Here is a 25092-nt window from a genome sequence, read left to right on the forward strand (position 1 = left end):
AAGTTGGACATGAGGGACGCTGAGCCGAGAGCTGCGCGCCCCAGGGCCAGGCCCTGTCGGCGCCCGGCAAGCACGGGATGAATTAGGACACAGCAAACAGCCGTCAAGAGGTCTCTATTCGAAACATTGCGCGGTTGGATGCCTGCCGGGCCTATGGTCGGCTACCCAGCGGTGCGGGCGTCCGACTGCCGGGAACAGGCCTCGGAGGCGCGGGACCTCGCCAAGGCTGCGCCTGACGCGAAAATTCGTGACGTTATCCTCGCAGGGCCGAAACCTGGGAAGACCTTGCTGAAGAGTGTGAGCGCCAAGTGCTCGAGCAGGAGACCAGCCCGCCAACGTAGCGCAGCGCCGGTAGAGCCCCTCTCGTAAGGTCCCGCTGCTGGATCTCGCAGGTCGACCGAGGGGCGCGAAGCTTGGTCGGGAACTAGACAGATCCACCCGCGTCCGCCGCGACACCAGCAGTTACAGGCCATGCTTGTTATCGAGATCTATCGTGAACGGTTCGGTTGGTGCGTCCAACCGCGAGGCGGGTTTCCGATCGCGAGGCGGGTTTCCGATCGCGAGGCTGTCCTCGCTTGAGCAGGCGCGCTGTCGGGCGCAATGGGCGGCCGCACGAGCTGCGTCGCAGAACCAACGCCGGAAATTCGAGTGTTTGCCGCCGCGCCGAGCCGCCGAGAGCCGTTAGCGCCGACCGAGTTGAGCGCCACCGTCCCCAGCCGGACAGCGCCACTTGCGGACATTAGGTCTGCTCCAGGATCCGGACACTCAGGTGCGGATCGCATGAGGTATGGGATTTCAGGGCGCAACCGATGGCGCGAGGAGGCTGCCTCTCGCGCGGCAGTTCAGGCGCTAATGCCGCCATCAACAAGAATGCCCGAACCCGTAACGTAGGCGGCGCCAGGCCCGGCGAGGAAGGCGATCGCTTCGGCAACTTCCCTCGCCTGACCGTAGCGGGCGATCGACAGGCTTGGCAGGATGGATGGCGCCAGGGCTCCATCGGCAGGATTCATGTCGGTGTCGATCGGACCGGGGCGGACCAGATTGACGGTGATCTCCCGCGGTCCCAGTTCACGCGCAAGACCACGCGTGAAGCTTTCCAACGCGGATTTGGTAGCGGCATAGACGGCTATGCCGGCGAACGGAACAGACAGGCCCGCATTGCTGCCGATACTGATGACGCGGCCCCCGTTCGGAATGTACTCCAGCGCGGCCTGGGTAATTAGGAAGACGCCCCGCACATTGACGTTCAATTGCAGATCGATCTGCTCAAGCGGCTGCTCGGAAAATTCACCCGCGAAGAGGACGCCAGCGTTATTGACCAGGATATCGAGGCCACCGAGGTCGGCGACGGTCTGCTTCACCACCGCCTTGGCGGCGTCGCTGCTCGCGGCGTCGGCCTGGATGGCGACAGCCTTGCGACCCAAGGCGTGAAGTTCAGCGACGAGAGCCTCGGCCTTTTCCGCGGACTTCTCATAGGTGATGGCGACGTCCGCGCCATGTTCGGCCAGCTTCAGCGCTATGGCCGCGCCTATGCCTCGGGCCGCACCGGTAACAAGCGCGCGTTTGCCCGCGAGACGAAGAGAGGCGACGTTCATGTTTGTATTCCTGTGCAAAATTGTTTCTGCGGTGCTCAGGACAGAGCGGGCTACCGGCCGCTGATGTGGAGACGCGCTCCTCGACAGCAACGAGGACTTGAGCGAGGCCTCAAACAGCTTGATCGGGTTACGGCCGGTCGCTCTTCCCAAGGACTGCAGGGGCGCTGGACAGCCATCCGGCAATCAGAAGACAGGTAGCGATCGCAAGGGCCGCGACGCTGTAGGCATGCGCGAAGGATCCACCGTCGGTGGCCGATCCAAGCACCGAGAAGAACAAGCCGCCGATCAACGCGGCTGCCAGCGCCGCGCTGATCTGGAACGTCGAATTGACCAGGCCGGCCGCCAGCCCCGCCTGCCTCTTATCGATCCCACGAACAACGGTCTGGACGAGATTTGGCAGCGCGATCCCCTGCCCCACGCCGATGAAGAACAACGCGACAAACAGAAAGCGGGGAGCGTCGACCGAAATGAGAACCGCCGTGGCAGCCAGCCCCCCAGCTTGCACGCCCATTCCGGCGGCCGCGGCATATCGCCCGAATACCTTCAGCGCCCGCCCGCTGACAAAGGGGCCCAGAAAGAAGCCCGCTGCGGCCGGCAGGATCGCCAGCCCGGCGGCGAAAGGCGTCCGCCCCAGCCCCCCTTGTTGGTAGATCGAAAAGATCAGCCAGAATGCCGCGACGACGTAGAAGAACAGGGCGGCAAGCAGCCCTCGCATGAGGCCGGGAGCCCGAAGCAGGCTTGGCGTCAGGATCGGGTCGCCGCCGGCGATCTCCAGCTTTCGCTCAAATCGCCAAAACGCCAGCAACAGCGGGACGGCGGCGGCCAGCATGACGAAGGCCCACCAGGGCCACCCTTGCTCACGCCCTTCGATCAGCGGCGCGATGAGCGCGAAAAGGCCAAGCGCGAGCAGCACGGCGCCGCCGACGTCCAGCTTGCTGGGGCGATCCGATCGCGTCTCCTTCACCAGGAACAGCGCCGCCGGCGCGGCGATCGCGATCACGGGCAGGTTGACGAGGAATATGCTTCGCCAACCGAGCCCGAAGATATCGAGCGCGATCAGGGCCCCGCCGAGAAACAACCCCGCCATCGACGCCAGTCCAAAGGTCATCGCGTACAGGCTCAGGGCCTTCGGTTTTTCGTCTTCCGGAAAGATCGCATTGATCGAGGCCAGGGCCTGGGGCGCCATGATCGCGGCCGACACGCCCTGCAGGATCCGACCTACAATTAGGGCCGGGGCGGCCGAGGCCCATCCGCACAATGCCGATGAGGCAGCAAAGCCCGCCATGCCGATCAGGAAGATGTTCCGGCGCCCGTAAAGATCGCCCAGCCGCCCGCCGGTGACCAGCATCACTGCATAGGCGGTCGCGTAGCCCGAGATGACCAGCTGCATCACGGCCGTGGAAGCATGGAGGTCCGCGCGGATCGAAGGCAACGCCACATTGACGATGAAAAAATCCAGCGGAGGCAGAAACGCCCCGGCCAAGAGGACGATCAGGGCAGTCCATCTGCGGGGATCCCGAGTGACGTCATTGCTCAGGGCGCGCTTCAAGAGCGTCTCCTTTCGACTTTATCGGCTTATGGGATGGGTCGCGACGGGAGCAGACCTCGGACGAGGTCACGAAGTCGACGGCAGCCGGGCGGCAGCGGGCGCAGGTCCAGATTAGCCGCGGCGCGGAGGCGGCGGAGCGGGTATGCCGTCCGCCTCAAGCATCCGGGAAGTCGGTACTGATCGTCAGGTTCTCCCAAGCCCCGATCTCGGACTCGACCGCCGCGAGTTTGGCGCGAGCCCGACGCAGCGCGTCGGATCCGAGCAGCAGATGCAGCGGCGGATCGGGCGCGTCGACGATGCGCAGCAGCGCCTGAGCCGCGCGATCTGGATCGCCGAGCTGCTGGCCCGCCATCGACGAGAAGGCTGCGGTGGCCTTGCCGGCCGTGGCCTCATAGCCCTCGGCCCGCGTCTCGCTCAGCCTGATCGAGTGGGCCGACAGGAAATCCGTCCGGAATGCGCCCGGCGCGACAGCGGTCAGCTTGATCCCGAGCGGCGCAACCTCTTGGCTCAGCGACACCGTCAGGCCCTCGAGGGCGAACTTGGCCGCCGCGTAAAGCGCCGACGCCGCCCCCGGCGCGCGGCCGGCGATCGAGGTGATGTTGAGGATGCGCGCCTCTTCTTGCATGCGCAGCCTGGGCAGGGCCGCGCGGATCACCTTGAACGGGCCGAAGACGTCGGTGGCGAACAGGCGCTCAACTTCGGCGTCCGTAGCGTCTTCCAGCGCGCCCAGCAGGCCGTAGCCGGCGTTGTTGACCACGACGTCCAGTCGCCCGTCGGCAAGGTGGAAGGCATCATCCACCGCGCGCTCGATCGCCGCGCCGTCCGTGACGTCTAGCGTCAGGACGTGCAGCGTCCCCGGCCCCGTGTCGATCGGCGGCGCTCCCGATCGGGTCGTGCCGATCACAGTGTCGCCCCGCGCCAGCGCCGCCTTGGCGAGCGCGAGACCCAGCCCGCGCGAAATCCCCGTGATGAACCAACGCTTCGTCATCGCATGCTCCTTGTCCGGCGCGTCTTGTGCGCCCTGGCAAGGCCCTTCAAAATATCCTCAATTCTGATCGAGTTTGTAAGACTGACTAAAGAATGACCCAGGCGACAGCTGACGCGATGTTGACGGGCGGCGACTTCGCCCACCTTCGAGCCTTCGTGGCGGTGGCCCAGGCCTTGAGCTTCACACGCGCGGCGGAAGCGCTGGGCGTCACGCCGTCGGCCCTCAGCCAGATCGTGCGCGTCTTCGAAGACCGGATCGGCGTCCGCCTGCTAAACCGCACCACGCGCAGCGTTTCCCTGACCGAGGCCGGCGAGACCCTGCTTCGCCGCGTCGCGCCGGCCGTGGCCGAGCTCAGCCAAGCGATCGGGCAGGCCCGTCTTTATCAAGAGCGCCCGTCAGGGACCGTTCGGGTCCACGTGTTCCGCTCGGCCGCCGATCTCTACGTCCAGCCGATCCTGCCCACGTTCCACCGGGCCTATCCGGAGGTCGTCTTGGACATAACGGTCGATGACGAGGTGGTCGACACGGTGGCGTCTGGTTTCGACGTCGCCATCCGCATCGGCGAGGTGATCGAGCGCGATATGATCGCTGTGCCTCTGGAGCCGCCGGTGCGCCAAGTACCCGTTGCCGCTCCCAGCTATGTCGCCGAGCGCGGCTTGCCGGCCCATCCTCGCGACCTGCTGGCCCACAGCTGTATTCGCTGGCGCTGGCCGGGCCGCGCCCAGCCCTATCGCTGGGAGTTCTTCGAGGATGGCTCCTGGTTCGAGGTCGAGGTCGACGGGCCGCTAGTCGTCAACAGTAAGGACATTGCCTTGCAGGCCGCCATCGACGGTGTCGGCATCGCCTTCTCCGTCGAGCGAACCGCCCGTCAGGCCATCACCGACGGCCTGCTCGTCCCGATGCTGGAGGCTTGGTGTGAGCCCTTCCCGGGCCACCATCTGTGCTTTCCCCAGCAACGACAGATGAACCCGGCCTTGCGCGCCTTCATCGACACGGTACGCGAAGGCGCTTCGTCTACCGGCTGAGCTAATCCGCTGGTGGCGGGGCAGCGCCATGACCGGACCTTGGCGCGCCTTCAGAAACTGGACATTGTCCGCCAGCGCTAACGGGGACGTCCGACCCAGGCTCCTTTGTTGTTGGTCGATCGTCCGGACACCACCCGTGCCGCTCAGAAAAGGGCCGGCACGCTCGCCTTGAATCCGTTGGCGGCTTCAGCAGCGCGGGCGAGAAGAACCGGGTTCGAAACGCCCTGACCATCGAAGCGAGGCGTATAGGGCGCCTCAAGTCTCGCGACTTCCTCGTCAGTCAGGTTGATCGAGAGTGCGGCGACAGCATCGTCAATATGTTTCGGCTTCAGGGCGCCCACGAGCGGTGCGCCGACGACGGGGTTGCGATGCAGCCACGCTAAAGCGATCTCGGCTTGAGACACGGCGCGCTCCCTAGCGACGGTCGCGACAGCCTCGATGATTTTTTGATCGCTCTGCGCCGTCGCCGGGTTCTGCGCGGCACCCGAAGGTTCAGCTTTCGTGCGAGCCGTGGTCTGGCCCCATGGCCGCGCCAGACGACCGCGAGCGAGTGGGCTGTAGATCAGCGTCTGCACGCCCTGGTCAGCGCAAAGGGGCAGCATTTCGCGCTCCTCCTCGCGGGCCAGCAGGTTGTAGTTGTCCTGCATCGACACAAATCGGGTCCAGCCGTTCTCCTTCTGGATATGAAGGGCCTTGCTGAACTCCCAAGCCATCATCGACGACGCGCCGATGTAACGGACCTTGCCCATCTTCACGACATCATGCAGCGCTTCGAGCGTTTCCTCCCAGGGTGTCCGCTGGTCGCGACGGTGAATCTGGTAGAGGTCAATGTAGTCCGTGCCTAGCCGACGCAGGGAGTGATCGACTTCGGTCATAATGGCTTTGCGCGACAGGCCGCTGGCGTTGGGGCCATTGCGCATCGGCGCGGAGATCTTGGTTGCGATAACCACGCTGTCTCGATTGATGAAATCATTGAGCGCCCGCCCGACGATTTCTTCGCTGGAGCCGTTCGAATAGAGGTTCGCCGTATCGAAGAAGTTGATCCCTGCCTCAAGAGCATGGCGGATCACGGCTCGGCTGGCATCTTCATCCAATGACCAATGGGGATGGCCTTGAGCGGGATCGCCAAAGCCCATGCAGCCGATGGCAATAGGGGAAACGTCCAGACCAGACCGGCCTAGCTTTTTATATTGCATGAGAAGTCTCCAGGTGGAACCATAAGCGGACAGCTCTCCACTTTTATAACCGGAGAACTCTCCGTTTCGTCAATAGATTTCATGCCCGATCTGAATTCTTCCCTGCGCGCCGATGCTCAGGCCAACCGAGACCGTATTTTGGAAGTAGCGCGCGCGGCGTTCGCCGCCGACCCGAACGTGTCTCTGAACGCGATCGCCAAGAGCGCGGGAGTGGGCGCCGGCACGCTCTACCGGCACTATCCTACTCGCGAGGCTCTGGTTCAGGCCGTTTACAGCCGGCAGATAGAAACGCTCGTCGAATTGGCCCCGAGCCTTCTTGGGAGACATCGACCGCTGGCTGCCTTCCGGATTTGGTGCGAGCAACTTGCCGAATTTGGCAGGGAGAAGCATGGCGTCTCGGCGCTGCTCAAATCGCCGCCCTCCGATCGCGAGCTTCAGGATTTCTACGGACCGCTTCTGGCTGCTGTTACCGAGCTGCTTCGGGCTTGCGAAAACTCCGGCGACATTCATCCTGGCGTTACGGCGATGGATTTTCTGATGCTCGTGAGCTTCCTCTGGCAGATCCCGCCAGACACGGCAGGAAAAGTGCGAACGGCGCGGCTTCTTGAATTAGTCTTCAGAGGCATGAAGACGAATCCTTAAAGGGCACGGACTCCAGCCTCAGAGCTTGCCCAACTCATTCGTCGCGGGTCATCGCGAAAGGGCCAGCGCAGCAGATCGATCTGCTGCGGGCGACAAGCGGGATCAAAGCAGCGCCGCGAGATCGCGCGATGAGGGCGGCCGCACGCGCGAGATCGGCGGACTTCGAGAGTATCAGCTTCCCGCCAACTGGGATGTTTGGACAAGATTGCTCTTATCAAATGCCTCCCTCGCCGTTCGGAAGCTGTCTGCGTTCTCAACGATCCAGGTCCATAGCGGCACCATCCGCACCAACAGCTCCATGCCCGTATCGGACAGCTGATACTCGACGTGAGGCGGCACTTCGTCGAAGTCGTGTCGGATCACCAATCCGTCGCGCTCCAATTGGCGAAGCGTGCGCGTCAACATCCGCTGGGTGACGCCATGCATGCGTCGGCCAATGTCCGCATGGCGCAGCTGACCATACACCCCGAGCGTATGAATGACGCCGAGCGACCAGCGACTGCCAGCATGCGCCAGCACCTCCCGCCGTACCCCGTCATCGTCGTCCCTGAGGCCGTCGCAGATGGTCTGGGAGTACTTGAGAACCTCGTCGCGGTTCAACGATCTGACCCCGGTATCACGCGTGTACCTTCTTTCGATCTTGCCAATGGATTGCCAGATCAGGGCGGCAACCACTCCTGGAAGGTACCAACGATGAATGACGCCGTCTCCGCCGTGAAGTCTCGAAACATCCTTGTGCTCGGCGCGGGAGAATTGGGGATGCCGGTCCTGCGCAATCTGGCGCGCCGCGCCAAGTCTATCGACGGCGCCAAGATCAGCGTGCTCCTGCGCGCCAGCGCCGTCGCGTCCGAAGAGCCGAGCAAGAAGCGCGATATCGACGAGATCCGCGATCTGGGAATCGAAATCGTCGTGGGCGACCTGGTGAAGAGCTCTATCGACGAACTCGCGTCGGTCTTCGCGCGGTATGACACCGTCATCGGCTGCGCGGGTTACGCCGCCGGGATCGACACGCCCATGAAGCTGGCAAAGGCCGCGTTGCAGTCGGGGATTCCCCGCTATTTCCCCTGGCAGTTCGGCGTCGATTTCGAAGCGATCGGTCGCGGCGGCCCGCAGGACATCTTCGACGCGCAGCTCGACGTTCGTGAACTGCTCCGTTCGCAAGACAAGACCGAGTGGGTCATCATCTCAACCGGGATGTTCATGAGCTATTTGTTCGAACCGGACTTCGGCGTCGTCGATCTGGAAAACAGCGCGGTTCGCGCCCTGGGCAGCTTCGACACCGCCGTCACCCTGACGACGCCCGATGATATCGGGAAGCTGACCGCCGAGATCGTATTCTTCGAGCCGACCATTCGAAACGAGATCGTGTTCCTGGCCGGCGACACCGTCACCTACGGAGAGGTGGCGGATAAGCTGGAAGCCTTGCTCGATCGTCCCTTCGGTCGCTCGGAATGGACCGTCCCCTTCCTGATGGAGGAACTGGCGCGCGATCCGGGGAACATGATGCGCAAGTATCGCGCGGCCTTCGCGATCGGGCGCGGGGTTGCCTGGGACAAGGCTGGAACCTTCAACGCGCGGCAGGCGATCCCGGTGACCGATGTGACGACGTGGATCGGCGCAAACCTAATAACGCCTCCAGACGCATAGCCAAGCTTGGCGGCGGTGGAGCTGGATTGCGCCATGAGCTGCCGTTGGCGCATCTCCAGGAACACGACATTCAGGCCTTGGTCGGCGACGCGAGCCGGCAACCTTACCTCATAGGTGCCGTGTCCAATGTTCCTCAGAAACGATCGAGATCGGCTTTCCCTCGTCTCGCCATTCACTGGCCTGCAAGATCTTGTTGCCGAAGCTCGAATGCTTCCAGGAATCGGTCGCGTAGGCGCCGATCACGAGCACCTCGGTCTTGCGGCTAAGCCCGCCACTCACACCGCCACGCTCGACGACGGCGCGTTCGCAGGCTTTGCGCTGGCCGTAGATGAAGGTCCCCGTGAAACAATAGGTTCTGCCCGTAAAGGACAGCGTGGGCGGCGGATCACACAGCGGAAGCGTTGATGACTTCAGAACCTCTCCCAGTTCGAAGTCACGATTTGAGAAGCTGCCCAGCGTTTCCAGCAACGACGCCTTTTCCTCATCGTCCAAGACGCCGTCCGCCAGAGCTTCATTGATACGCTCATAAAGCGTCCGGATGAGCGGCTGCTGGCTGATGGCGATGTTGGCCGCGAGCCACTTCTGAAGAAACTCGGCTTCCGCCTGATTGATATCGCCGTCTGCCGCCACGCCACGCGTGAGACCGACCAGCTCGTCGATCTGACGCGAGGCAATCCGATCACCGCCGAAGCGATTGAGAAGTTCGTCGTCCATCGTCATCCCCGATTTCCAATGATTAGTGCGCGAAGTGATCCCGCACGTACGCTGCGACCTGATCCAAGGGGATCTCTGGCGACGACGCGCCGGCGCGTACGACCAACCGCTTGGTCGCTGGGCCATTCCCCTCCGACAACGCGAGGTAGACGGGCGTCCGGGATCGTTTGACATCGACGCGACAAACCAACTTGTCACCCAGCATCGGATAGCTGACGGAAACGCATCCAGCCCTGAAGCTCTCCGAAAAGCGATGCTTTATAAGATCTGTTAGGTACAGCTCGAATTTGTCTCGGACGCCGCCGAAGCAAGCAAGGTCTTGACCGATCCCTCGAATGGTCCCGTCGTCCCGAACCCCGATCAGTAGAACGCCGCCGCTATGATTGCTGAAGGCGGCGATCGCCTTCATGGCGCTGTCTTCCAGCTTCTTGTTCACAAGGCCCTGGCGTAGATCCCAGCGCAGTGTTTCCTTGAACTCCAACCGTTCGCCTTCCCCTTCCGCGATCAGCATTTCCAGCGCGGGCCTTTCAGGCTCCCGCTTCGGCTCGGGCGCATTAGGACCGACCTCGATCAACGTATCCCGTCGCGCGAGAACGCCCTTTTCGAGCGCGCGCTCGACCACGACGCCGAGCACGTCACGCAGCTGGGTGCTGGTCGCCTTGAAGCCGAAGGCTCGCGAGACGGCCTGAATGGCTTGGTCCTCGGTGGCGCCGAAGTTTCTGGACACCACATCGACCAACGCAGCTTCGATCTCGGCGGGCGGCAGCATGTCGGGCCGACGCAGTGTCGGTGAAGCCGCCTCGCCACGGTCGCGCACGAGGATATCGGCGCCTGGCGTCGAGAAGAACTCTCCTTCCGCCACGATCCGGCCCATGCGGGTCGAAGTGTCGACGGCGCGGCGTATCGCATCGCGAATTCGACCGCCTGCCCGGCCGGCGCCCCAGGCGGTGCGCATGCGCACGACGATTTCGTCGAAGTGGATGGGCCCTTCGCCTTGAACCACGGCTTCCGCCAGTTGTGACAGGACCCCCGTCGGCGTCTCATGGATGTCGCCGAAGACATGGGCTGGGCGCGTCACGACCGTCTCGACATAGGGTTGCGAAAGAGCCGCCTCTTCGGCGACGCCTGCCAGCCCCATTTCCGTGACGTCCTCGCGCTCCACGGAAATGATCTCGTAGGGCGCAAGACGCGCCGCGGCCGCGCCATCGCGAACCAACTCGACCTTGGCGGCTTCGATGGCGGCTATGGTTCGCTCGAGCTGCTCCTGCGGACGCTTGAACCAGTCGCCGCTCCAGATGCGGTGAACGATCCAGCCTTGGCTCTCCAGAACGCTGCGGCGCAAGCGATCGCGGTCACGCGCGGAACGCGCGCCCTTGTAGGACGGCCCGTCACACTCGATGGCCAAAAGATATCGGTCCGGATGATCCGGCGAGGCGACGGCGATATCGATGAACAGGCCCGACACGCCCACGTCCTGGTGAACCTGGTAGCCACGGCTGTGCAGGGCTTGAGCCACCTGGGCCTCGAAGACGGGATGCCTATCACGGCCGATCGACTCGGCCAGAGACATCCGCCCAGTGCGAGCGAAGTGCATGAACAGTTTCAGCGCGAACACGCCTTTGCGTGTCGAAGCGAAGTCAGGGTCGATATCCTCGTCGGTCAGGGAGGCGAAAACCTCGCACCGCCGCTTGGCCCGGCTGATCAACACGTTCAGGCGACGCTCGCCGCCGTCTTGTCCGACGGGCCCAAAGCGCATCGGCGGCTTGGCGCCGAGCGCCGTAGGTCCATAGCCGATCGAGATCAGGATGACGTCGCGTTCGTCCCCCTGAACATTCTCCAGGTTCTTGATGAAGAACGGCTCGGTCGGGTGAAGCTGGAAGAAGGCCTCGTCCGCCGGTGTCAGCTGTCGACGCAGGAGCTCCAGCTGCTCCATGACCGCCTTGCGTTGCGCCGCCGAGAAGGCGACCACACCCAGGGATAGTTCCGGCGTGGTGCGGGCGTGATGGACGATGGCCTGGGCGACGGCCTTGGCTTCCACGGGATTGGTGCGAGAGGCGCCGGTCTCGAACACGCCGTCCTTGATATGGTGGAAACGCAGACCCAGTCCAGATTGCGCCGTGAACGGACTGGGAATGATCACCAGCTTGTTCTCATAGAACTGGCGGTTCGAGATCGCGATCAGGGACTCGTGACGGCTGCGGTAGTGCCAGCGCAGCATGCGCATCGGAAGTCCACGCGCCGTGAACAGTCCCAGGATGCTCTCGATATCAGCCACCTTGGCGGCGCCATCGTCGTCGTCTCCGTCGGCCTGCCCCGTCATCTTTGAGAAGAAGGCCGTCGGCGGCAGTTGCTGCGGATCGCCGACCACCACGACTTGCCGGCAGCGCGCGATAGCGCCCAGGGCGTCCACCGGCTGAATCTGGCTGGCCTCGTCCATGACCAGAAGGTCGAACGTCAGCTCACCCGGCGGCAGGAATTGCGCCACGGAAAGCGGGCTCATCATGAAGACGGGCTTCAACGCCTGCACCGCGGGGGCGGCCTTCTGCATCAGCTGGCGGATCGGCATGTGCCCCCGCCTACGCGCCATTTCACCTTTCAGGACGCCCAGCGGGCCGACCGCGCCGCCGACCAAAGGGGGAATCTTTCGATGATGCGCCCGCGCAACCTGCATGGCCGCCAGGCGAATGCGCTGCTGGTCTAGATCGACGAACTCACGAACGCGGCGGCCTTGAATCTCCCCGTCGAACACCGCCAGTTCGGGATCTGCCTCGACCTGCTGCTCCAGCACCGCTTCGAAGAAGGCCTGTTCGAAGTGGTCATGCACGGCGACGGGCGCGAGCCGGCCATCGTGCAGGCGCTCGACAATGTCGCTCAAGCCGTGTGCGGTGGCCTTTTTGGCGCACGCGCGATAGTCCACCCAGGACGTCAGCCGCTCGCCGCCGTCTCGCCAGGCCGCCAGATGGGCGCCCAAGATGGCGACCGGCGTCGTCAACAGATGTTCAGCCACGACGGCCGCCTCGCCGCTGGCCTTGAGATCGTCGAGCAAGGCGCTGACGTCAGCGGCCCAGACGTCCCGTGCCGCCAGGCTCGCTTCCCAGCGGCTCGTCAGTCCAGTCCGGTCGGCGATCCGCGAGGCCAGCGCGCGAATGTCTCCGTTAGCTTTCAGCCACGACGCCGCCTGAAAAAACTCGGTCCAATCCGACGCCTCGGCGCGCCATCGAGACCCGAACGCCGCCCGCCCTTGCGCGTCGGCAGAGACCAGAGCTGCGCGGCGGCCCTGGCCCTTCGAAAGGTCATCCAGATCACGCAGGCGGACGGCCAGCGAGGGTTCATCCTGAAGGCGCAGCGCCAACAAAGCCCGGTGCGCGCCAACGACGACATCGCAAGCCTGCGCCAAGGCGGCGAGGTCGGTCAAAGCTGGCTCTTCCGCTGAGCCGAACAGCTCCCGTCGACCGCTTCCCACCTCGTCCCAGAGCCGATTGACCTCTGTCCGGAGCGTATCCAAGTCACGCGCCAGCGCCACCGTAAGATCGGCGATGCGCCGGCGATCCGGGCTGGCGCTGACGATGAGGCGCGGCTCCGCGCCCAGACCACGCAGGCTGCGCATCCACTCAACCAGCGCCGTAAGCGGCGCGGCCGCCGACCGCTCTCCTCGCCAGTCACCAGCGAAGGCGCTACGGCCAAACTCGGCATCGTCCCGGATGAGCTTCAGGGCCGCCTGTCCGCGCGCTAGAGTGTCCAGAAGCGCCAACTGGCGCGCCAGCGGCGTTTTTGGGTCGGTCAGGAACGACCGGACCAGCCGGTCTGCCGCCCGCCACTCACCGCTGAACAGCCTGAAGAACGACGACCCATGGGCCGCGAGCACGCCGCGCGCCGCTGCCAGATCGGCCGACCAGCCAGCATCGCTCAGGGCCGCACCGATCTCGCGACGCGCTTCTTCCAAGGCTTGAACCGCGCTTGCGAGGTCTGCCGCTCGCTCGACTCCGCTGTTCCAGAGGTCCTGGGCGAAAGCGGCCGGATCCGCATCCGGCGCCGCTCCCACCCGCTCGCCGATCTGGGCCAGATCCGCCAATCCCTTGACGTCTGTCGGTCGCGCCTGACGTCCTAGCGCCTCGGCAAGCCGGCGTCCCTGCTCGAGCAGGGCCGGGACACGGCTGACGATCACGTCGGCCCGATCGAAAGCCTCGTTCGACATGGCCGGGTCGAGCGGTGCAAGCACTGTCCGCAGCGGCTCCAGATCGACCGACCAGGCCTCGCTCGAAAAGATCGGAGCCAGCTGAGTTGTCAGCGCCGTATGCTCGACGCCGTTAGCGAGCAGATCGCGCACCACGCTCGGCGTGTCCCAGATCTCGGACGCCAAGGCCTCGGCGTCGAGCGACGGCGCTTTGGCGAGACGGCGCGCCAAGACCGCCAGGGGTTCAAGTCCGGTCAACGTCTCCGGCTCGCCCGCCTCAAGCAGGCTCGCGATGGCGACATTCTCTTCGCGTATAGCGACCAGGCGCAGGTACAGCGCCCCCAGCTGCTCTTCCAGCCGGGCAATGTCCGTCGGCATCGCCCTGTCCAGTTCGACGCCACGCCACAGATGTTCGCCCGGCGCGCCAATGTCGAGAACGCGTTCGGCCAATTCCCCCAGCAGTCGTGAACGCTCCTCGAACGCCGCCTTGGTCCAGGCTTCCACGCCGTCGAGACGCAGATAGCCCGGCTTGACCCCCGCCTGTCGCAGACGAACGAGATGGCCGATCACCTCGTAAGGCGTCAGTTGCGACGCGCCCAGCGGCCTATGCAGCCGCTCCGCGTGCGTGTTCAGTTGATCCCGAGCGTCCGTCAGGCGCGCGTTCAGTGCATCCAGATTTTCGGCCTTCGGCGCGCCCAGTTCCCAGGTCCGACGAAGTTCTTCGAGGACGGCGCGCTTGTTGGCCTTGTTGCTGTGCAGTTCGAGGCAGGCATCGCCGACGCCCGCGGAGTCCAAGCGGCGCTTGACCACCTCCAGCGCGGCCATCTTTTCCGCGACGAACAGGACCGTCTTACCATCGGCGATCGCTGAAGCGATGACATTGGCGATGGTCTGGGACTTGCCGGTGCCCGGCGGCCCCTGGATCACTAGGTCGCGACCGCGACGCACTTCTTCCACCGCCAAAGTCTGAGAACTGTCGCTGTCGACGATATGGATCATCTCCGACGGCGAGATATGAGCGTCGATCGGCTCGTCTTCGGACAAGAGGGCTTCACCTTCGGGGAAGCCATCAGACACCAGAGGGCGGATCAGCGCGTGATCGGCCAGCTTCGCGCCCGCCGGCCAGGTAGCCGGGTCTAGGTCGCGGTACATTAGGAACTTGGCGAAAGAGAAGAAGCCGAGGACGATATCGTCCGAGTCGACGGACCACCCTTCCTTCGAGGAGATGGCGTCGGCGACCGCCGCGGCGTAGACGGACGGGTCGAAGTCGTCGCTCGCCTCGAACGTCGGCAACTTCAGGCCGTGGACACGCTCCAGATAGGCTTCCAGAGACAGGTTCGCGGCGAAGTCCTCCAGCCGTGCTCGCAGCTTGAATTTCTCGGCTGCATTGCCGCGCTCCAGCTCGACCGGAACCAGAATGAGCGGCGCATACCGGACGGCGGTCGCGTTGTTCGGATCAATCCACTTCAGAGTTCCTAGCGCCAGGAAGAGGATGTTGACGCCCTGCTCCTCTTCCAAGGTTCTGGCGTCGTAATAGAGGTCCAGGAGCTTCTTTTGCAGGCCTGCGGGAGTCAGCCGGGTTTGGAGCCGGGTGTCCGCATGACGGTTGGCGACGCCGCGTGCATCGACCCCGTCGTCCTCGGGCTGTGCCAACTCCGCGAGCTCAATTTCATCATCGTCCTGCTCGGTCGTCGCGCCTTTGCCGGCCAGGAAGGTGAAGGCCTTTCCATCCTTGACCAGCAGTCGGAAGACCTCGGCCGTGCGCTCGTCGATCACCTCGAGCGTCTTGGCGCTCTTTGCCGAACGCGGAATGTTCAGAAGTCGGTTGCGGGCTGAGAGATCTAGCAGCTCCGTCCTGGCGCGCTCCAGCTTCGCATCCAGCGGAAGATCGCTTTCGAACACCGATTGGCGCTCGCCCGCAGCAGTTGCAGCAACATCAGTCATATTCGCCCCCGTTGTGTTTCACTCTACGGGGGCGAGGTGCATCGTCTAGAGGGTTAACCGCAAATTGAGCATAGCCTAGACGGACGGATCGGCCAGGCGGTCGTCGATCGAGGTGTCGAGGGGCGGCGCCATTTCAGCCTCGGCGCCGGCAATAGCCGCGGCGAGGTTCGCCTCGAAAGCTTTCGGAAACGGCGGCGCGCCCCAGGCCCTCGGCGGGAACGGCGTATGGATCAGCCAGTATTCGAGATCATCATAGATTGTCTTGAGCGTACGTTCGGCGCGGCGAAACTGCGCGGCGAAGTCGGGCTCCAGTCGTTTGTCCTGCCCCATCAGCGCCGGGACGACCTTGGGACCCCAGAGGTTCGTCTCGGGATCGAACATCGTCACGCCGAAGATCGTGTGAGCGGCGAGATTGCGATTGGACGAGACCTCTTCGAGACGCTTGAGCAGCTTCGTGAGTTTGACGAGGTCATCTTGGGTCAGGCCCACAACTTGCGCCACGATCTTGACCATGCCGCGCTGGGCCGCGTCGGACTTGTGACTGAAGAAGATCGCACTGGCTAACGGGTCTTCTAGGCCCGTCAGGTGACAGAAGATCCGCAGCAGCTGGTGAACGGTATGGTTCCAGGCCAGCGTCACCTCGCCGACTAAGGCGGCATGCTCACGCCATTCTGTTTCGCCGATCGCGGGCATGTCGCGGCTAGCCTCTGTTGCTGGTTCTAATCACCGAGTTCAATCTCGCCAAAGCGGACGAGGGGCGCGGCGTTGGCGAGTTCCACTCTGTCGACGGTGACTTGGTCTGGCTCGTCCAGCGGACCATCGAGCGTGACGACAAGATCATCGATGATCGTGATGCTGGCGTTGAGATTTTCGCGCCCCATGGTGACGTATTCACGATCGACGTTGTCGAAGTGCTGAAGCGAGAACGTCGCACTAACCGTCAGCTCGGCCCAGATGGGCAGGGTGAAGATCGTCTTGGATTCCTCGACGCCCACGACAGTCAGGTCGAATTCCTCACCGTCGGCCACGCCGGTGATGCCCCAGTCGTCGATCGTGATCCCGGTCAGCTCCTCCTCGAAATAGAACCGCGAGGTCGCCTCGATCTCAAGCTCGAGGTTCTCCAGTAGCCCCTCGGTCAAGAGGTCGAATTCCGCCCTCAGGTCCGGCGCGTGACCGCCGATCATGGCTTCCACCAGCGTCGTCAGCAGACGCACGGCGGTCTCGCGCTGTTCTTGGGACTGGAGTTCGGCCAACGCCTTCTTGAGATCGACGACATCAAGATGTTTGGAGATTTCGCCGAAGGCCTTCCAGCCGCCGTCACCCGAGATGACCATGACTGGACCGTTTGCCTTGGCCCAGCCTTCGAGCGCCGACAAGGCGATCGCGTCGGGAAACTCGTCCTTCTTTCGCGGCTCGAACGGCGGCACAACATCGAAATACCGGCGCGTTACCTCGGCGATGTCGGCCAAGCTGTCGGGTAATGGCGTGGCGCCGGTTACGGCGATCAGCGTGTCGATGGCCGCCTGCGCCGAGGTTTCAGGCGTCACGAGACTGGCTTGGAGCGCTTCGATCGTGGCGATCGGCGCAAGTCGCTTTCCACGAGCCTCCTCCAGCGCCGCCATGACCGTCACGTGGCTTTCTTGGGCTTGCTCGAGCGCGCGACGATGGAGCTCACGCCGGACGACGTCGCTCAGGAGAAATGGCACAGACGCGGTCTTGAATTGCCCAAGCTCGGCCAGCAGTCCTCGGTTCAGATCGTGGATGCGTTTGTAGAGAATATTGCTGTCGATTGAGAATGCGGCGTAGGCCATGGCGGGATCCTGGGAGGGGGCGACCCTGGGCGATGAATATCAGATAGGTAACTTAGTCTACGATCGCGCGGAGTCGCTCGTCCGCAAGCCGTCTCGGCGACCTACCAGGGCGCTAATCTCAATCCGCAGTCAGCTTCTTTCACGCGAGCTTGGCAAGGGGATTGAGATTGGGTTCGGCGACCTTGAAGAGTATGTTTTCGTTGCGGTAATCGAAGGGCGTGGCTGCGCCGTGGACGGTCAGCGTGCTGTGGGTGAAGTTCCAGGCTTTTCCCGGTAGGCGCGACTGCTAAGCTCGGCGGATGAGCGAACAGACACTGCGACTTGGCATGTTCCGCAACATGGGTGAGCCGATCCGGATCACCGAATTCAATTTCGCCGGCGTGAACGCTAAGGCTTGCCGTGGTGGCGAGAGCGCGTCGGTCTGGACCCAGCTGGCGCTCACCTCCGACGAGGCTCTGTTCCATCAGATCGTGCCCAACCTCGCAGCCGCGATCGAGCTCGCGGTGAGCCGGTCCGGCGGGTCGGTGTCGTTGGCCCGCGCCGACACGGTCCTCCTGGTGCTCAGACCCGATGATAGCGGCGAGGTCTGGGCCGACACTGCGGCAGTGACGATGCAGACGGCGCTGAAACGGCCCGGCCCCATCCCAGCGGGCTCGGTTCTGTTCGAGCACGACGTGGCCGACATCACGGGCATGTGGTTTCCTCTCGTCGAGGTCGGGCCCAATGACCGTATCCTTTGTCTCTTCCGAGAAGGCTGGCGCTTTGCCCTCTTCTTCGACGTCGACCGGCATCGGGGCGGCGAGCTATCGATCGAGGCTGCCCAAAAGACGCTGGGATCGCTCTACCGGCGCATGAAGTACGCCGATCTCTATGCCGCGCTCGCTGACCAGCCGACCTTCGAAGGTCTGGTGTCGAAGGGGTGGTTTCCGTTCCTGGAGCTGATGAGCGGCGAGTTCAAGACACTCCTCCTGGCTCAGCAGGCTGGCTGGGACCTGGCCGACACCGAGGCCGCGCTGATCGCGAAGTTCGATGACGCGCGACTTGAACGTCTCTTCGCGCGCTGGATGGAGCGAGCCGTGCTCGAGGCCAAGGCAGCGATCCTCCGGTCGGCGATCGACGCCTTCAAGCGGCAAGATCCGGTTGCCGTGATCAAGATCCTGCTCAGCGAGATCGAAGGCGTGATGGCCGCTGGCTACCATACCGCCAAGGGCGAACGCACCCACAGGATCGAAAAGCTCCTGGCCTTTGTCCTGGAGACCGCCGAACAACACGCGGGCGGCAAAGATACCCTGTTCTTCCCCGTCGAGTTCGGAAGATACTTGAAGGACTACACCTATGTCGGCTTCGCGCCCGGCGACCGTCGCGCGGCCGGCTCTCGGCACGCAGTCGGGCATGGCGCGGTGGAAGCCGAGGATTACACGATGACCCGGGCCTTGCAGGTCATCCTCACCCTCGACCAGATCGCCTTCCACGGCTGAGGCGGCGATGATCCTCTACAAATACATGTCGTTCGAGCTGGCCAAAATCGTCCTAGCGACCAGCACGCTGCAGTTCAGCCGTTGCGATCGCTTCAACGACCCCTTCGACACGCCGCGGTATCCGTCCTATCCGCAGGAGTTCGAGCCTGCGGAAGTGTTGGCCCGGATGACACGGGAGATGGACTGGCGTGGACGAACAGGCCTTCTTTGCCTGACCCGGACGCCCACCAATCCCCTGATGTGGGCACACTACGCCGACAGCCATCGCGGCGTGGCCATTGGCATCGACGCAACGAGCGCCGGACTGACCAATCCGATAAACAACCTGATCCCCGCTCAGTTTGGTTCGGTGGTCTACGCATCCAGGCGTCCTGACTGGCTCTTTTTCTCGGGCCATGAACCGCGTTCGGTCGGCGAAGTCATCGGCTTCGACAACGCCAATTTCGAGCGACTGCAGCGCCTCTTCCTGACCAAGCCCATCCACTGGGCCTACGAGGAGGAAGTTCGGGTCGCCAAATGCCTCCATGGCGTCGCCGACGATGGCGACACCCTAAACCTGGCGGGCGACTGGTCGGTCCAGGGCAAGGGTGCCGAAGCGCGCCATTTGTTACGTTTGCCACCTGGAAGCTTTCGGGAGGTGCATTTCGGGATCCGGACCGACACGCAGGAAAGTGACGACCTCCGCTACGCGGCTTCCAAGGTCCATCCCGACATCAAGTGGCTGGAATGCGCGCTTGTCCTCGACGCGCACACGATCGAGGCGCGCGATCACGTCACGGTTGCCGAGGCCATGGAAATCTAGAGCGGCAGGCCCGGCCTTCGACGACGTGACCGGATCGCACGGTGGCGTTGGGCGATGGCGAGAGGCCTGTCATACTGTCGACGACTCAACTGAAGGTTCCCAAGCGTGGATGACCTCGACTGGGCTTGGCAGGAGATGGCGCTCAAGGTGAGGCTGAGCGAGATCGACGGCGACGCCTTCGAATCCTTCTTCGCGGCCATCGCCAAGGCCGCCTGGGGCGACGACTTTCAGGCCACGATCCCGATGGGGTCGCGCGGCGACCTCAAGTGCGATGGCTATCGTCGGTCCGAGGGCCGGGTATTCCAGCTCTATGGGCCGCGCTACGGTCAGGCCAAGGTGGACGACGCGCTCAAGAAGATCGACGAGGACTTCAGAGGTGCCAAGGCCCATTGGGGCAGCCAGATGCGATCCTGGACCTTCGTGGCGGGCCTTTATGCCTCGCGCACACCATCGGAGATCCTCCTGAGCGTAGCGGACCTCGACACCAAGCTTGGTGTTCCGGCCAAGGTCTGGTCCCGGGATGACATCATCGCCTTGGCCAAGACGCTTTCGTCCGAGGATCGCCGCCGCTTGCTGGGCGCGCCGCCGCAAAGGGCCGACATGGTGCGCCACGTCACCTACGAAAACATTGGTCGAGCGCTGACCTATGTTCGCGGCCACCAAGCGGACTCGGATCTGGCGCCCGTCTCGCTGCCGCCGCCGATCGACGTCAAGGCCCAGTACAACCTGTTGTCCGCGCCGGCCAAAAGGTTCCTGAGCGTTGGCCAAACCGGCGCCGCGCACGTTCAGCGCTACCTTTCCGACCAGGTCGATCCGTCCGAGGCGCAGCGTATGGCGGATGGCTTCTCGACTCGTTATAAGGCCGTCGTCGCCGAGGGCGCGGAACCGGACGCCGCGTTCGGAGCGATGGTCGGCTATGCAGGCGGCGGCTCGACGGACATGGCGCGAGAGGCCGCCGCGCTTGCGGTCGTCGCGCATTTCTTCTCAACCTGTGAAATCTTCGACCGTCCTCCTGCCGACTGGCAGCCCGCCACATGATCCTTCCGACCCGTAACATCGCGCCCGACCGGGCCTTGCTGACCGTCTCTGGCGAGGTGTTCCAACTCCTCGCCCAGCCCGAGACCGTGTCCAGCCTGTGGGATCGGGTCCGCGGCGCCAACGCCAACCGGCCCATCGCCTACAGCTGGTTCTTGCTAGCCGTGGACCTGCTCTTCACCATTGGCCTGGTGAATTTCGACGAGCAGGGCTTGCTCGCGCGCTCGCTCAAGCAGCCGTCATGATTCTTTCGCTCGAAGCCAGCGATCGGAGGTTCAAGGCGCTGTCGTTCCGCGCGGGGCTCAATATCCTGCTAGCCGATCGCGCCGACGACGAGGACGACGCTCCGTCGCTGGTCAAGCAGCGCCGGACGCGAAATGGCGCCGGGAAATCCAGTGTCATCGACCTTGTTCACTTCCTGTTGGCCGGCCGCGCCGAAGGCGCGTTGAAGGCCGACGCCCTCGCCGACTGGGCGTTCAGCGGCGAATTTAGCGGGCCCGTCGGCGTCGGCTTGGGCGTGGATCGTTCGCTGTGCAATCCGAGCGTCGTCCAACGCCGGGTCCGGGGCAAGGCCGGGCAACTCTCGACGAGCGCGCTGGCACAAGAGCTTGGCGAGGACTGGTTCAAGCTTGGGGAAAAGCAGGGTCCTGGCGGGCCCAGCTTCAGGCAGATGATGCCCTATTTCGCGCGGCGCCGTCGCGACGGGGGATATGACCACCCCGCCCGATCCTCGCGCGCCCAGACGCCGGCGGCGTCCGAAATCAATCTGGCGCATCTCTTCGGCCTGGACGCCGAGATCGTTCGTCGGCTTCACGTCGCCAAGGCAGCCCTCAAGCAGAACGACGCCGCGCGGAAGGTCCTGCGGGATCTGGACAAAGCCGCGAGCGGAACCACGCGGGCGGACCTTGAGGCTCAGCTTTCCGCGCGTATCGCCGCAGCGTCGTTGGCCAGCGACACCCTCAGGGAGAAGATCGAGACCTTCAACGTCCTGCCCGCCTTTCGTGAACTCGAGCGCGAGCTATCGAGCCTTCACCAGGAGGCGCGGGACTTGTCGGACGCCGACGTGCTCGATCAGGAGGTGATCGAGCTTAATCTTCGCGCGCTTGGCGCCGAGCAACCGCTCGCGCCCACCAACCTCGAGAGCTTGTTTGGGGAGGCCAACGTGGTGTTCCCCGACCTGGTGGCGCGACGCTACGACGAGGTCGCCCAATTCCATGCCCGCTTGGTGGAAAACCGGCGCGAGCACCTGACAAGCGAGATCGAGGCGGCGCGGCGGCGCATCCAGATCCGGGCGGCCTTGCGTGAGAGCGTGGAGGCCCGTCGCCGCTCCATCACGGCCTCGCTTCGAGTCAGCGGGCCGGCCGAGGAGTTGTTGGCGTTGCGCGACGAGCTGTCGGCGCGGGAGGCCGAGGTGCGCAATCTCGAAGGACGCCTGGCCGAGGCCCGAAGCCTAGACGAACGGGGCGAGGCCCTCGAAAGGGACATCGACGAGGCCATTCGCGCGCTCAGAGCCGATCGCCGGGAGCGGTCGTCGATCGTCGACGACGCCAGCAAGACGTTTTCGTCGATCTCGCAGCGCCTGTACGAACGACCCGGCGAGCTTGCGATCTCCGCCACCGACGCGGGACTGAAGTTCCTTCCCTCGACGCCTTCGGATAACAGCGCGGGGGTCATGAGCATGGAAATCTTCTGCTTCGACTGGACCATTGCCACGCTTTGCGCGCGACGGGGCATGGGGCCTGGCTTCCTGATCCACGACAGCCATCTGTTCGAGCCCGTGGACGGGCGTCAATTTGGCAAGGCGCTCGCGCTTGGCGCCCGATTGGCGCAGGAGACGGGCGTCCAATACATTGTCACCTTGAACTCCGACGAGCTGCAGCGCGCCGAGATCGAGTCGGGAGAGGCGCTTGCATCCTATGTCGTGGAGCCGCGACTGTCGGATGAGCCCGATGGCGGGCTGTTTGGCATCCGCTTCGACTAGTGGGAGCTGGCCTGCTCGAGGCTCGAGTTGGGTCTAGAAAGCGCCCCCCAACTACACACCCGTCGCGCCTTGGGGTCGGGAGGCGGGCACGAACGACTGGTAGCCCATCTTCCTGCGCGCGGGTTGCTGGTGCCCAGGCCCAGCGTGGCCGCCCGCAAGGTCGCGCGGATCGGCCATGAGCGCCTTGGTGTCTCCTGCCCCCTGCGTGCAACCACACCGTCGCCGATCAGATCCGGTCAATACCCTCACCAAAGCTTAAGCTGCCACGCGCCGGGGTCCGTCGTCGAGTTGAGCAACGGCATGTCCGCACAGCACTGGTGCCGAGGAAGGTGCCGAACAGCGGTCATTGTGAACTTCGCCTTAGAGTCAGATGTCTCCGTTCCAGGATCCACGTCGTCGGCCCATTGATCACGACCAGAAAGCAGACCTTCCCAAGGTCAGCGAAGAGTCAGGCCAAGACCGCGTCAGCGATCGTCACCCGAACGGGCCGAGACCGCCTCCGCGGGCTCGGCGGCGCCCAGCGCCGTAGAGCGCGACCGCGCATCGCTGCGGGACGCCCCCCTTCCGCTTCCTCCCTCAGCCCCCTACTCTCCCCCAGCGGGCGCCGCCCTATAGGCGCCGACCTAGAGCCGGGGGTCATCGGCGGCGGTCGGCGCTGAAGTCGGCGGGCCTTCGTCATCGCAAGGTTTCCAACGCCCGCCCCTTTCCCTTTTTCGCCTAACAGCGATCCTCGTCTTGCGCCCGAGTCCCGATTGATTCAGGATTTCAGCGCCGGCGCCTTCGAGCGCGGGTGGGGCGTGGAAACCCCGTGCGATGCCTAAGAGCCATAGCGGCGAGCCGATCACAGCGGCTCGGCGACAGCGCCCGCGCCCCCGGGACGCGCCCCGTGTCCGCAGTTCCGCGGCCGCGCGCCCTTGCCCGCCCTCGTGTTTCCAAAAGTGCCCCGTCAACCGACGGAGTAGGCGATGAACCGCAAGCTTCCACGCGCGGCGACCCAGCCCGAGGGCGACTGGGACGACCGCGACGACCTTGACCGGACCTACAGGCGCGACGCGCCATGGCTGAAGGCCAGCCTGCGGCGCTGGTTCGGCCCGCGCATCGAGGCCGACGCCGAGGACCTAGTGCAGGAGGCGTATCTGCGACTGGCCCAGGCGCGGCCGGCGCAGATCGCCGAACCCCGGGCGTTGCTGACGCGAGTGGCGGCCAACCTGGCGAAAGACTTGCTGCGTCGCCGCGCGGTCCGTGCCCAGCACGCCCAGCGGGTCCACGGCGAGGCCAAGGATCCTCAGATCGCGGCCAGCGCGCTTGATATTCTCCTGGCGAAGGAAGCGATCCTGTCCCTCCCGGAGGCCTATCTGGAGGTCTTCGTCTTGAGGCGTTTCCATGGCTTGACCTATGAAGAGATCGCCACACGCTGCGGTTTAACAGTTAAGGGCGTAGAGTGGCGCTTGGCGAGGGCGGTCGAACATGCTCTTGCAGCACAGGCAGGACTGAGCGGAAGAAGCGACACATGAGCCCGTCGGCGGTTCCATCGCAGCAGGCCAGGGCCGAGGCGGCCGACTGGTTCGCGCGCCTGAACAAGCGCGACGTCCCTATCGGGGACATGGACGACTTCAACACCTGGCTGCGCGCGCCAGGCAACAAGCTGGCATATGACGAGGTCGACGCCTTCTGGCGCAAGGGCGAGGCCCTCAAGGACGATCCGGATATCCAAGCGACGATGGCCGCCGTCCTGGCCCGCACGTCGCCTAAGGCGCGCGCCCCGCGCACGCGCCGTGGCGGCTATGGCCTGGCGTTCGCGCTCGTTCTTCTGGCGGCGGCCGGCGGCTACATCGTCCTAGGCCCCAAGACCTATGCGACCGGGGTAGGCGAACAACGGACCGTTCAGCTCGCCGACGGCTCGACGGTCGTGTTGGACACCGACAGCCAAGTCGTGGTGCGCCTCGGCGGATCGCGTCGTGACATCCGGCTCAGCCGTGGCCAGGCCCTGTTCGACGTCGCCCATGATGCCGCTCGCCCGTTCGTGGTCACGGCCGGCGCCACGTCCGTCACGGCGCTGGGGACCAAGTTCGACGTACGTCGCGAGGCCAGCGGCGCCACCGTCACCCTGGTGCGCGGGGCCGTCGAGGTTCGTGACCAGACAGCCGGCGGCGCGGCCCAGGTCTGGCGCCTGGCGCCGGGCCAGAGAGTCGCCACGCACGCGGCTGCTCCATCGCCCAGACCCGCCGATGTCGACACGGCCACCAGCTGGGCCTCGGGCCGGCTGATCTTCCGCGCCGTGCCGCTGCGGGCCGCCGTGGCCGAGTTCAATCGCTATGAGCGCAAGAAGATCGAGGTCGCCGACGGCCCGGTCGGCGACGAGTTGATCACCGGGGTCTTCGCCGTGGGCGACGCCGACACTTTTGTCGGGTCGGTCGCCGACGTCCATGACCTGACCGTCCAGCGTTCCGACAAGGATGGCAGCGTTCGACTGACCCGCGCGGGAGACGGCGACGTCACCCCGTAAGTTTT

The 25092-nt window shown here is 64.4% G+C and carries 19 protein-coding genes; 10 read left to right on the forward strand and 9 right to left on the reverse strand.

Annotation, left to right across the window (positions count from 1 at the left end; genetic code table 11):
• Positions 1 to 842: 842 nt before the first annotated feature.
• From J2728_RS03865 to J2728_RS03875, 3 genes are all read right to left on the reverse strand, one after another.
• A complete protein-coding gene (locus J2728_RS03865; protein ID WP_309996591.1) occupies positions 843 to 1595 on the reverse strand; it encodes an SDR family oxidoreductase in 753 nt (250 codons plus the stop codon).
• A gap of 127 nt (positions 1596 to 1722) precedes the next feature.
• Entirely contained in the window at positions 1723 to 3144 is a 1422-nt protein-coding gene (locus J2728_RS03870; protein WP_309996593.1) for an MFS transporter, read from the reverse strand.
• A 154-nt stretch (positions 3145 to 3298) separates the two neighbouring features.
• The gene (locus J2728_RS03875; RefSeq protein WP_309996595.1) at positions 3299 to 4132 is read right to left on the reverse strand and encodes an SDR family NAD(P)-dependent oxidoreductase; all 834 of its coding nucleotides are present in this window, start codon (positions 4130 to 4132) and stop codon (positions 3299 to 3301) included.
• Between the two features lie 92 nt (positions 4133 to 4224).
• Here J2728_RS03875 and J2728_RS03880 point away from each other — a divergent pair, with 92 nt between their 5' ends.
• Positions 4225 to 5157: a LysR family transcriptional regulator gene (locus J2728_RS03880; protein ID WP_309996598.1), complete on the forward strand. Its 933-nt coding sequence runs from the start codon at positions 4225 to 4227 to the stop codon at positions 5155 to 5157.
• A 143-nt stretch (positions 5158 to 5300) separates the two neighbouring features.
• Here J2728_RS03880 and J2728_RS03885 read toward each other — a convergent pair whose 3' ends face one another.
• Complete coding sequence (locus J2728_RS03885; RefSeq protein ID WP_309996601.1) at positions 5301 to 6353, reverse strand: aldo/keto reductase; 1053 nt, start codon at positions 6351 to 6353, stop codon at positions 5301 to 5303.
• A gap of 81 nt (positions 6354 to 6434) precedes the next feature.
• Between J2728_RS03885 and J2728_RS03890 the strand changes: the two genes are divergently transcribed.
• The gene (locus tag J2728_RS03890; protein WP_309996603.1) at positions 6435 to 6995 is read left to right on the forward strand and encodes a TetR/AcrR family transcriptional regulator; all 561 of its coding nucleotides are present in this window, start codon (positions 6435 to 6437) and stop codon (positions 6993 to 6995) included.
• Between the two features lie 171 nt (positions 6996 to 7166).
• Here the strand turns inward: J2728_RS03890 and J2728_RS03895 are convergent, their stop codons facing one another.
• Positions 7167 to 7670, reverse strand: a complete 504-nt coding sequence (locus J2728_RS03895) for a winged helix-turn-helix transcriptional regulator (protein ID WP_309996605.1) — start codon at positions 7668 to 7670, stop codon at positions 7167 to 7169.
• Between the two features lie 18 nt (positions 7671 to 7688).
• Between J2728_RS03895 and J2728_RS03900 the strand changes: the two genes are divergently transcribed.
• Complete coding sequence (locus tag J2728_RS03900) at positions 7689 to 8642, forward strand: aromatic alcohol reductase (RefSeq protein ID WP_309996607.1); 954 nt, start codon at positions 7689 to 7691, stop codon at positions 8640 to 8642.
• Positions 8643 to 8750: 108 nt separating this feature from the next.
• Here J2728_RS03900 and J2728_RS03905 read toward each other — a convergent pair whose 3' ends face one another.
• From J2728_RS03905 to J2728_RS03920, 4 genes are all read right to left on the reverse strand, one after another.
• Complete coding sequence (locus J2728_RS03905; RefSeq protein WP_309996612.1) at positions 8751 to 9362, reverse strand: BRCT domain-containing protein; 612 nt, start codon at positions 9360 to 9362, stop codon at positions 8751 to 8753.
• Between the two features lie 16 nt (positions 9363 to 9378).
• Positions 9379 to 15474, reverse strand: a complete 6096-nt coding sequence (locus J2728_RS03910) for a DUF3320 domain-containing protein (RefSeq protein WP_309996614.1) — start codon at positions 15472 to 15474, stop codon at positions 9379 to 9381.
• A gap of 75 nt (positions 15475 to 15549) precedes the next feature.
• Entirely contained in the window at positions 15550 to 16167 is a 618-nt protein-coding gene (locus J2728_RS03915) for a hypothetical protein (protein ID WP_309996616.1), read from the reverse strand.
• 26 nt (positions 16168 to 16193) lie between these two features.
• Positions 16194 to 17285, reverse strand: a complete 1092-nt coding sequence (locus J2728_RS03920; RefSeq protein WP_309996619.1) for a PIN domain-containing protein — start codon at positions 17283 to 17285, stop codon at positions 16194 to 16196.
• A gap of 299 nt (positions 17286 to 17584) precedes the next feature.
• On the opposite strand from J2728_RS03920, the gene J2728_RS03925 reads away from it, so the two are divergent.
• The 7 genes from J2728_RS03925 to J2728_RS03955 all read left to right on the forward strand — a co-directional run bounded on the left by J2728_RS03925 (position 17585) and on the right by J2728_RS03955 (position 25087).
• Positions 17585 to 18763, forward strand: coding sequence for a hypothetical protein (locus J2728_RS03925; protein WP_309996622.1), 1179 nt, complete (start codon positions 17585 to 17587; stop codon positions 18761 to 18763).
• A gap of 7 nt (positions 18764 to 18770) precedes the next feature.
• Positions 18771 to 19565 (forward strand): DUF2971 domain-containing protein, encoded by a 795-nt coding sequence (locus tag J2728_RS03930; protein ID WP_309996625.1) that lies wholly within the window; start codon positions 18771 to 18773, stop codon positions 19563 to 19565.
• Positions 19566 to 19670: 105 nt separating this feature from the next.
• The gene (locus tag J2728_RS03935) at positions 19671 to 20603 is read left to right on the forward strand and encodes an ABC-three component system protein (RefSeq protein WP_309996626.1); all 933 of its coding nucleotides are present in this window, start codon (positions 19671 to 19673) and stop codon (positions 20601 to 20603) included.
• Positions 20600 to 20845, forward strand: coding sequence for an ABC-three component system middle component 6 (locus J2728_RS03940; protein WP_309996629.1), 246 nt, complete (start codon positions 20600 to 20602; stop codon positions 20843 to 20845). The genes J2728_RS03935 and J2728_RS03940 overlap by 4 nt, the downstream gene beginning before the upstream one ends.
• Positions 20846 to 21021: 176 nt before the next feature.
• Positions 21022 to 22581, forward strand: a complete 1560-nt coding sequence (locus J2728_RS03945) for a DUF2326 domain-containing protein (RefSeq protein WP_309996631.1) — start codon at positions 21022 to 21024, stop codon at positions 22579 to 22581.
• A 965-nt stretch (positions 22582 to 23546) separates the two neighbouring features.
• Positions 23547 to 24095: an RNA polymerase sigma factor gene (locus J2728_RS03950; RefSeq protein ID WP_309996633.1), complete on the forward strand. Its 549-nt coding sequence runs from the start codon at positions 23547 to 23549 to the stop codon at positions 24093 to 24095.
• On the forward strand, positions 24092 to 25087 hold the full coding sequence (locus J2728_RS03955; RefSeq protein ID WP_309996635.1) for a FecR family protein: 996 nt from the start codon (positions 24092 to 24094) through the stop codon (positions 25085 to 25087). Before J2728_RS03950 ends, J2728_RS03955 begins: the two co-directional genes overlap by 4 nt.
• Positions 25088 to 25092 lie beyond the last annotated feature (5 nt).

It is taken from the genome of Caulobacter segnis (assembly GCF_031454995.1).
Classification (GTDB): domain Bacteria; phylum Pseudomonadota; class Alphaproteobacteria; order Caulobacterales; family Caulobacteraceae; genus Caulobacter; species Caulobacter segnis_E.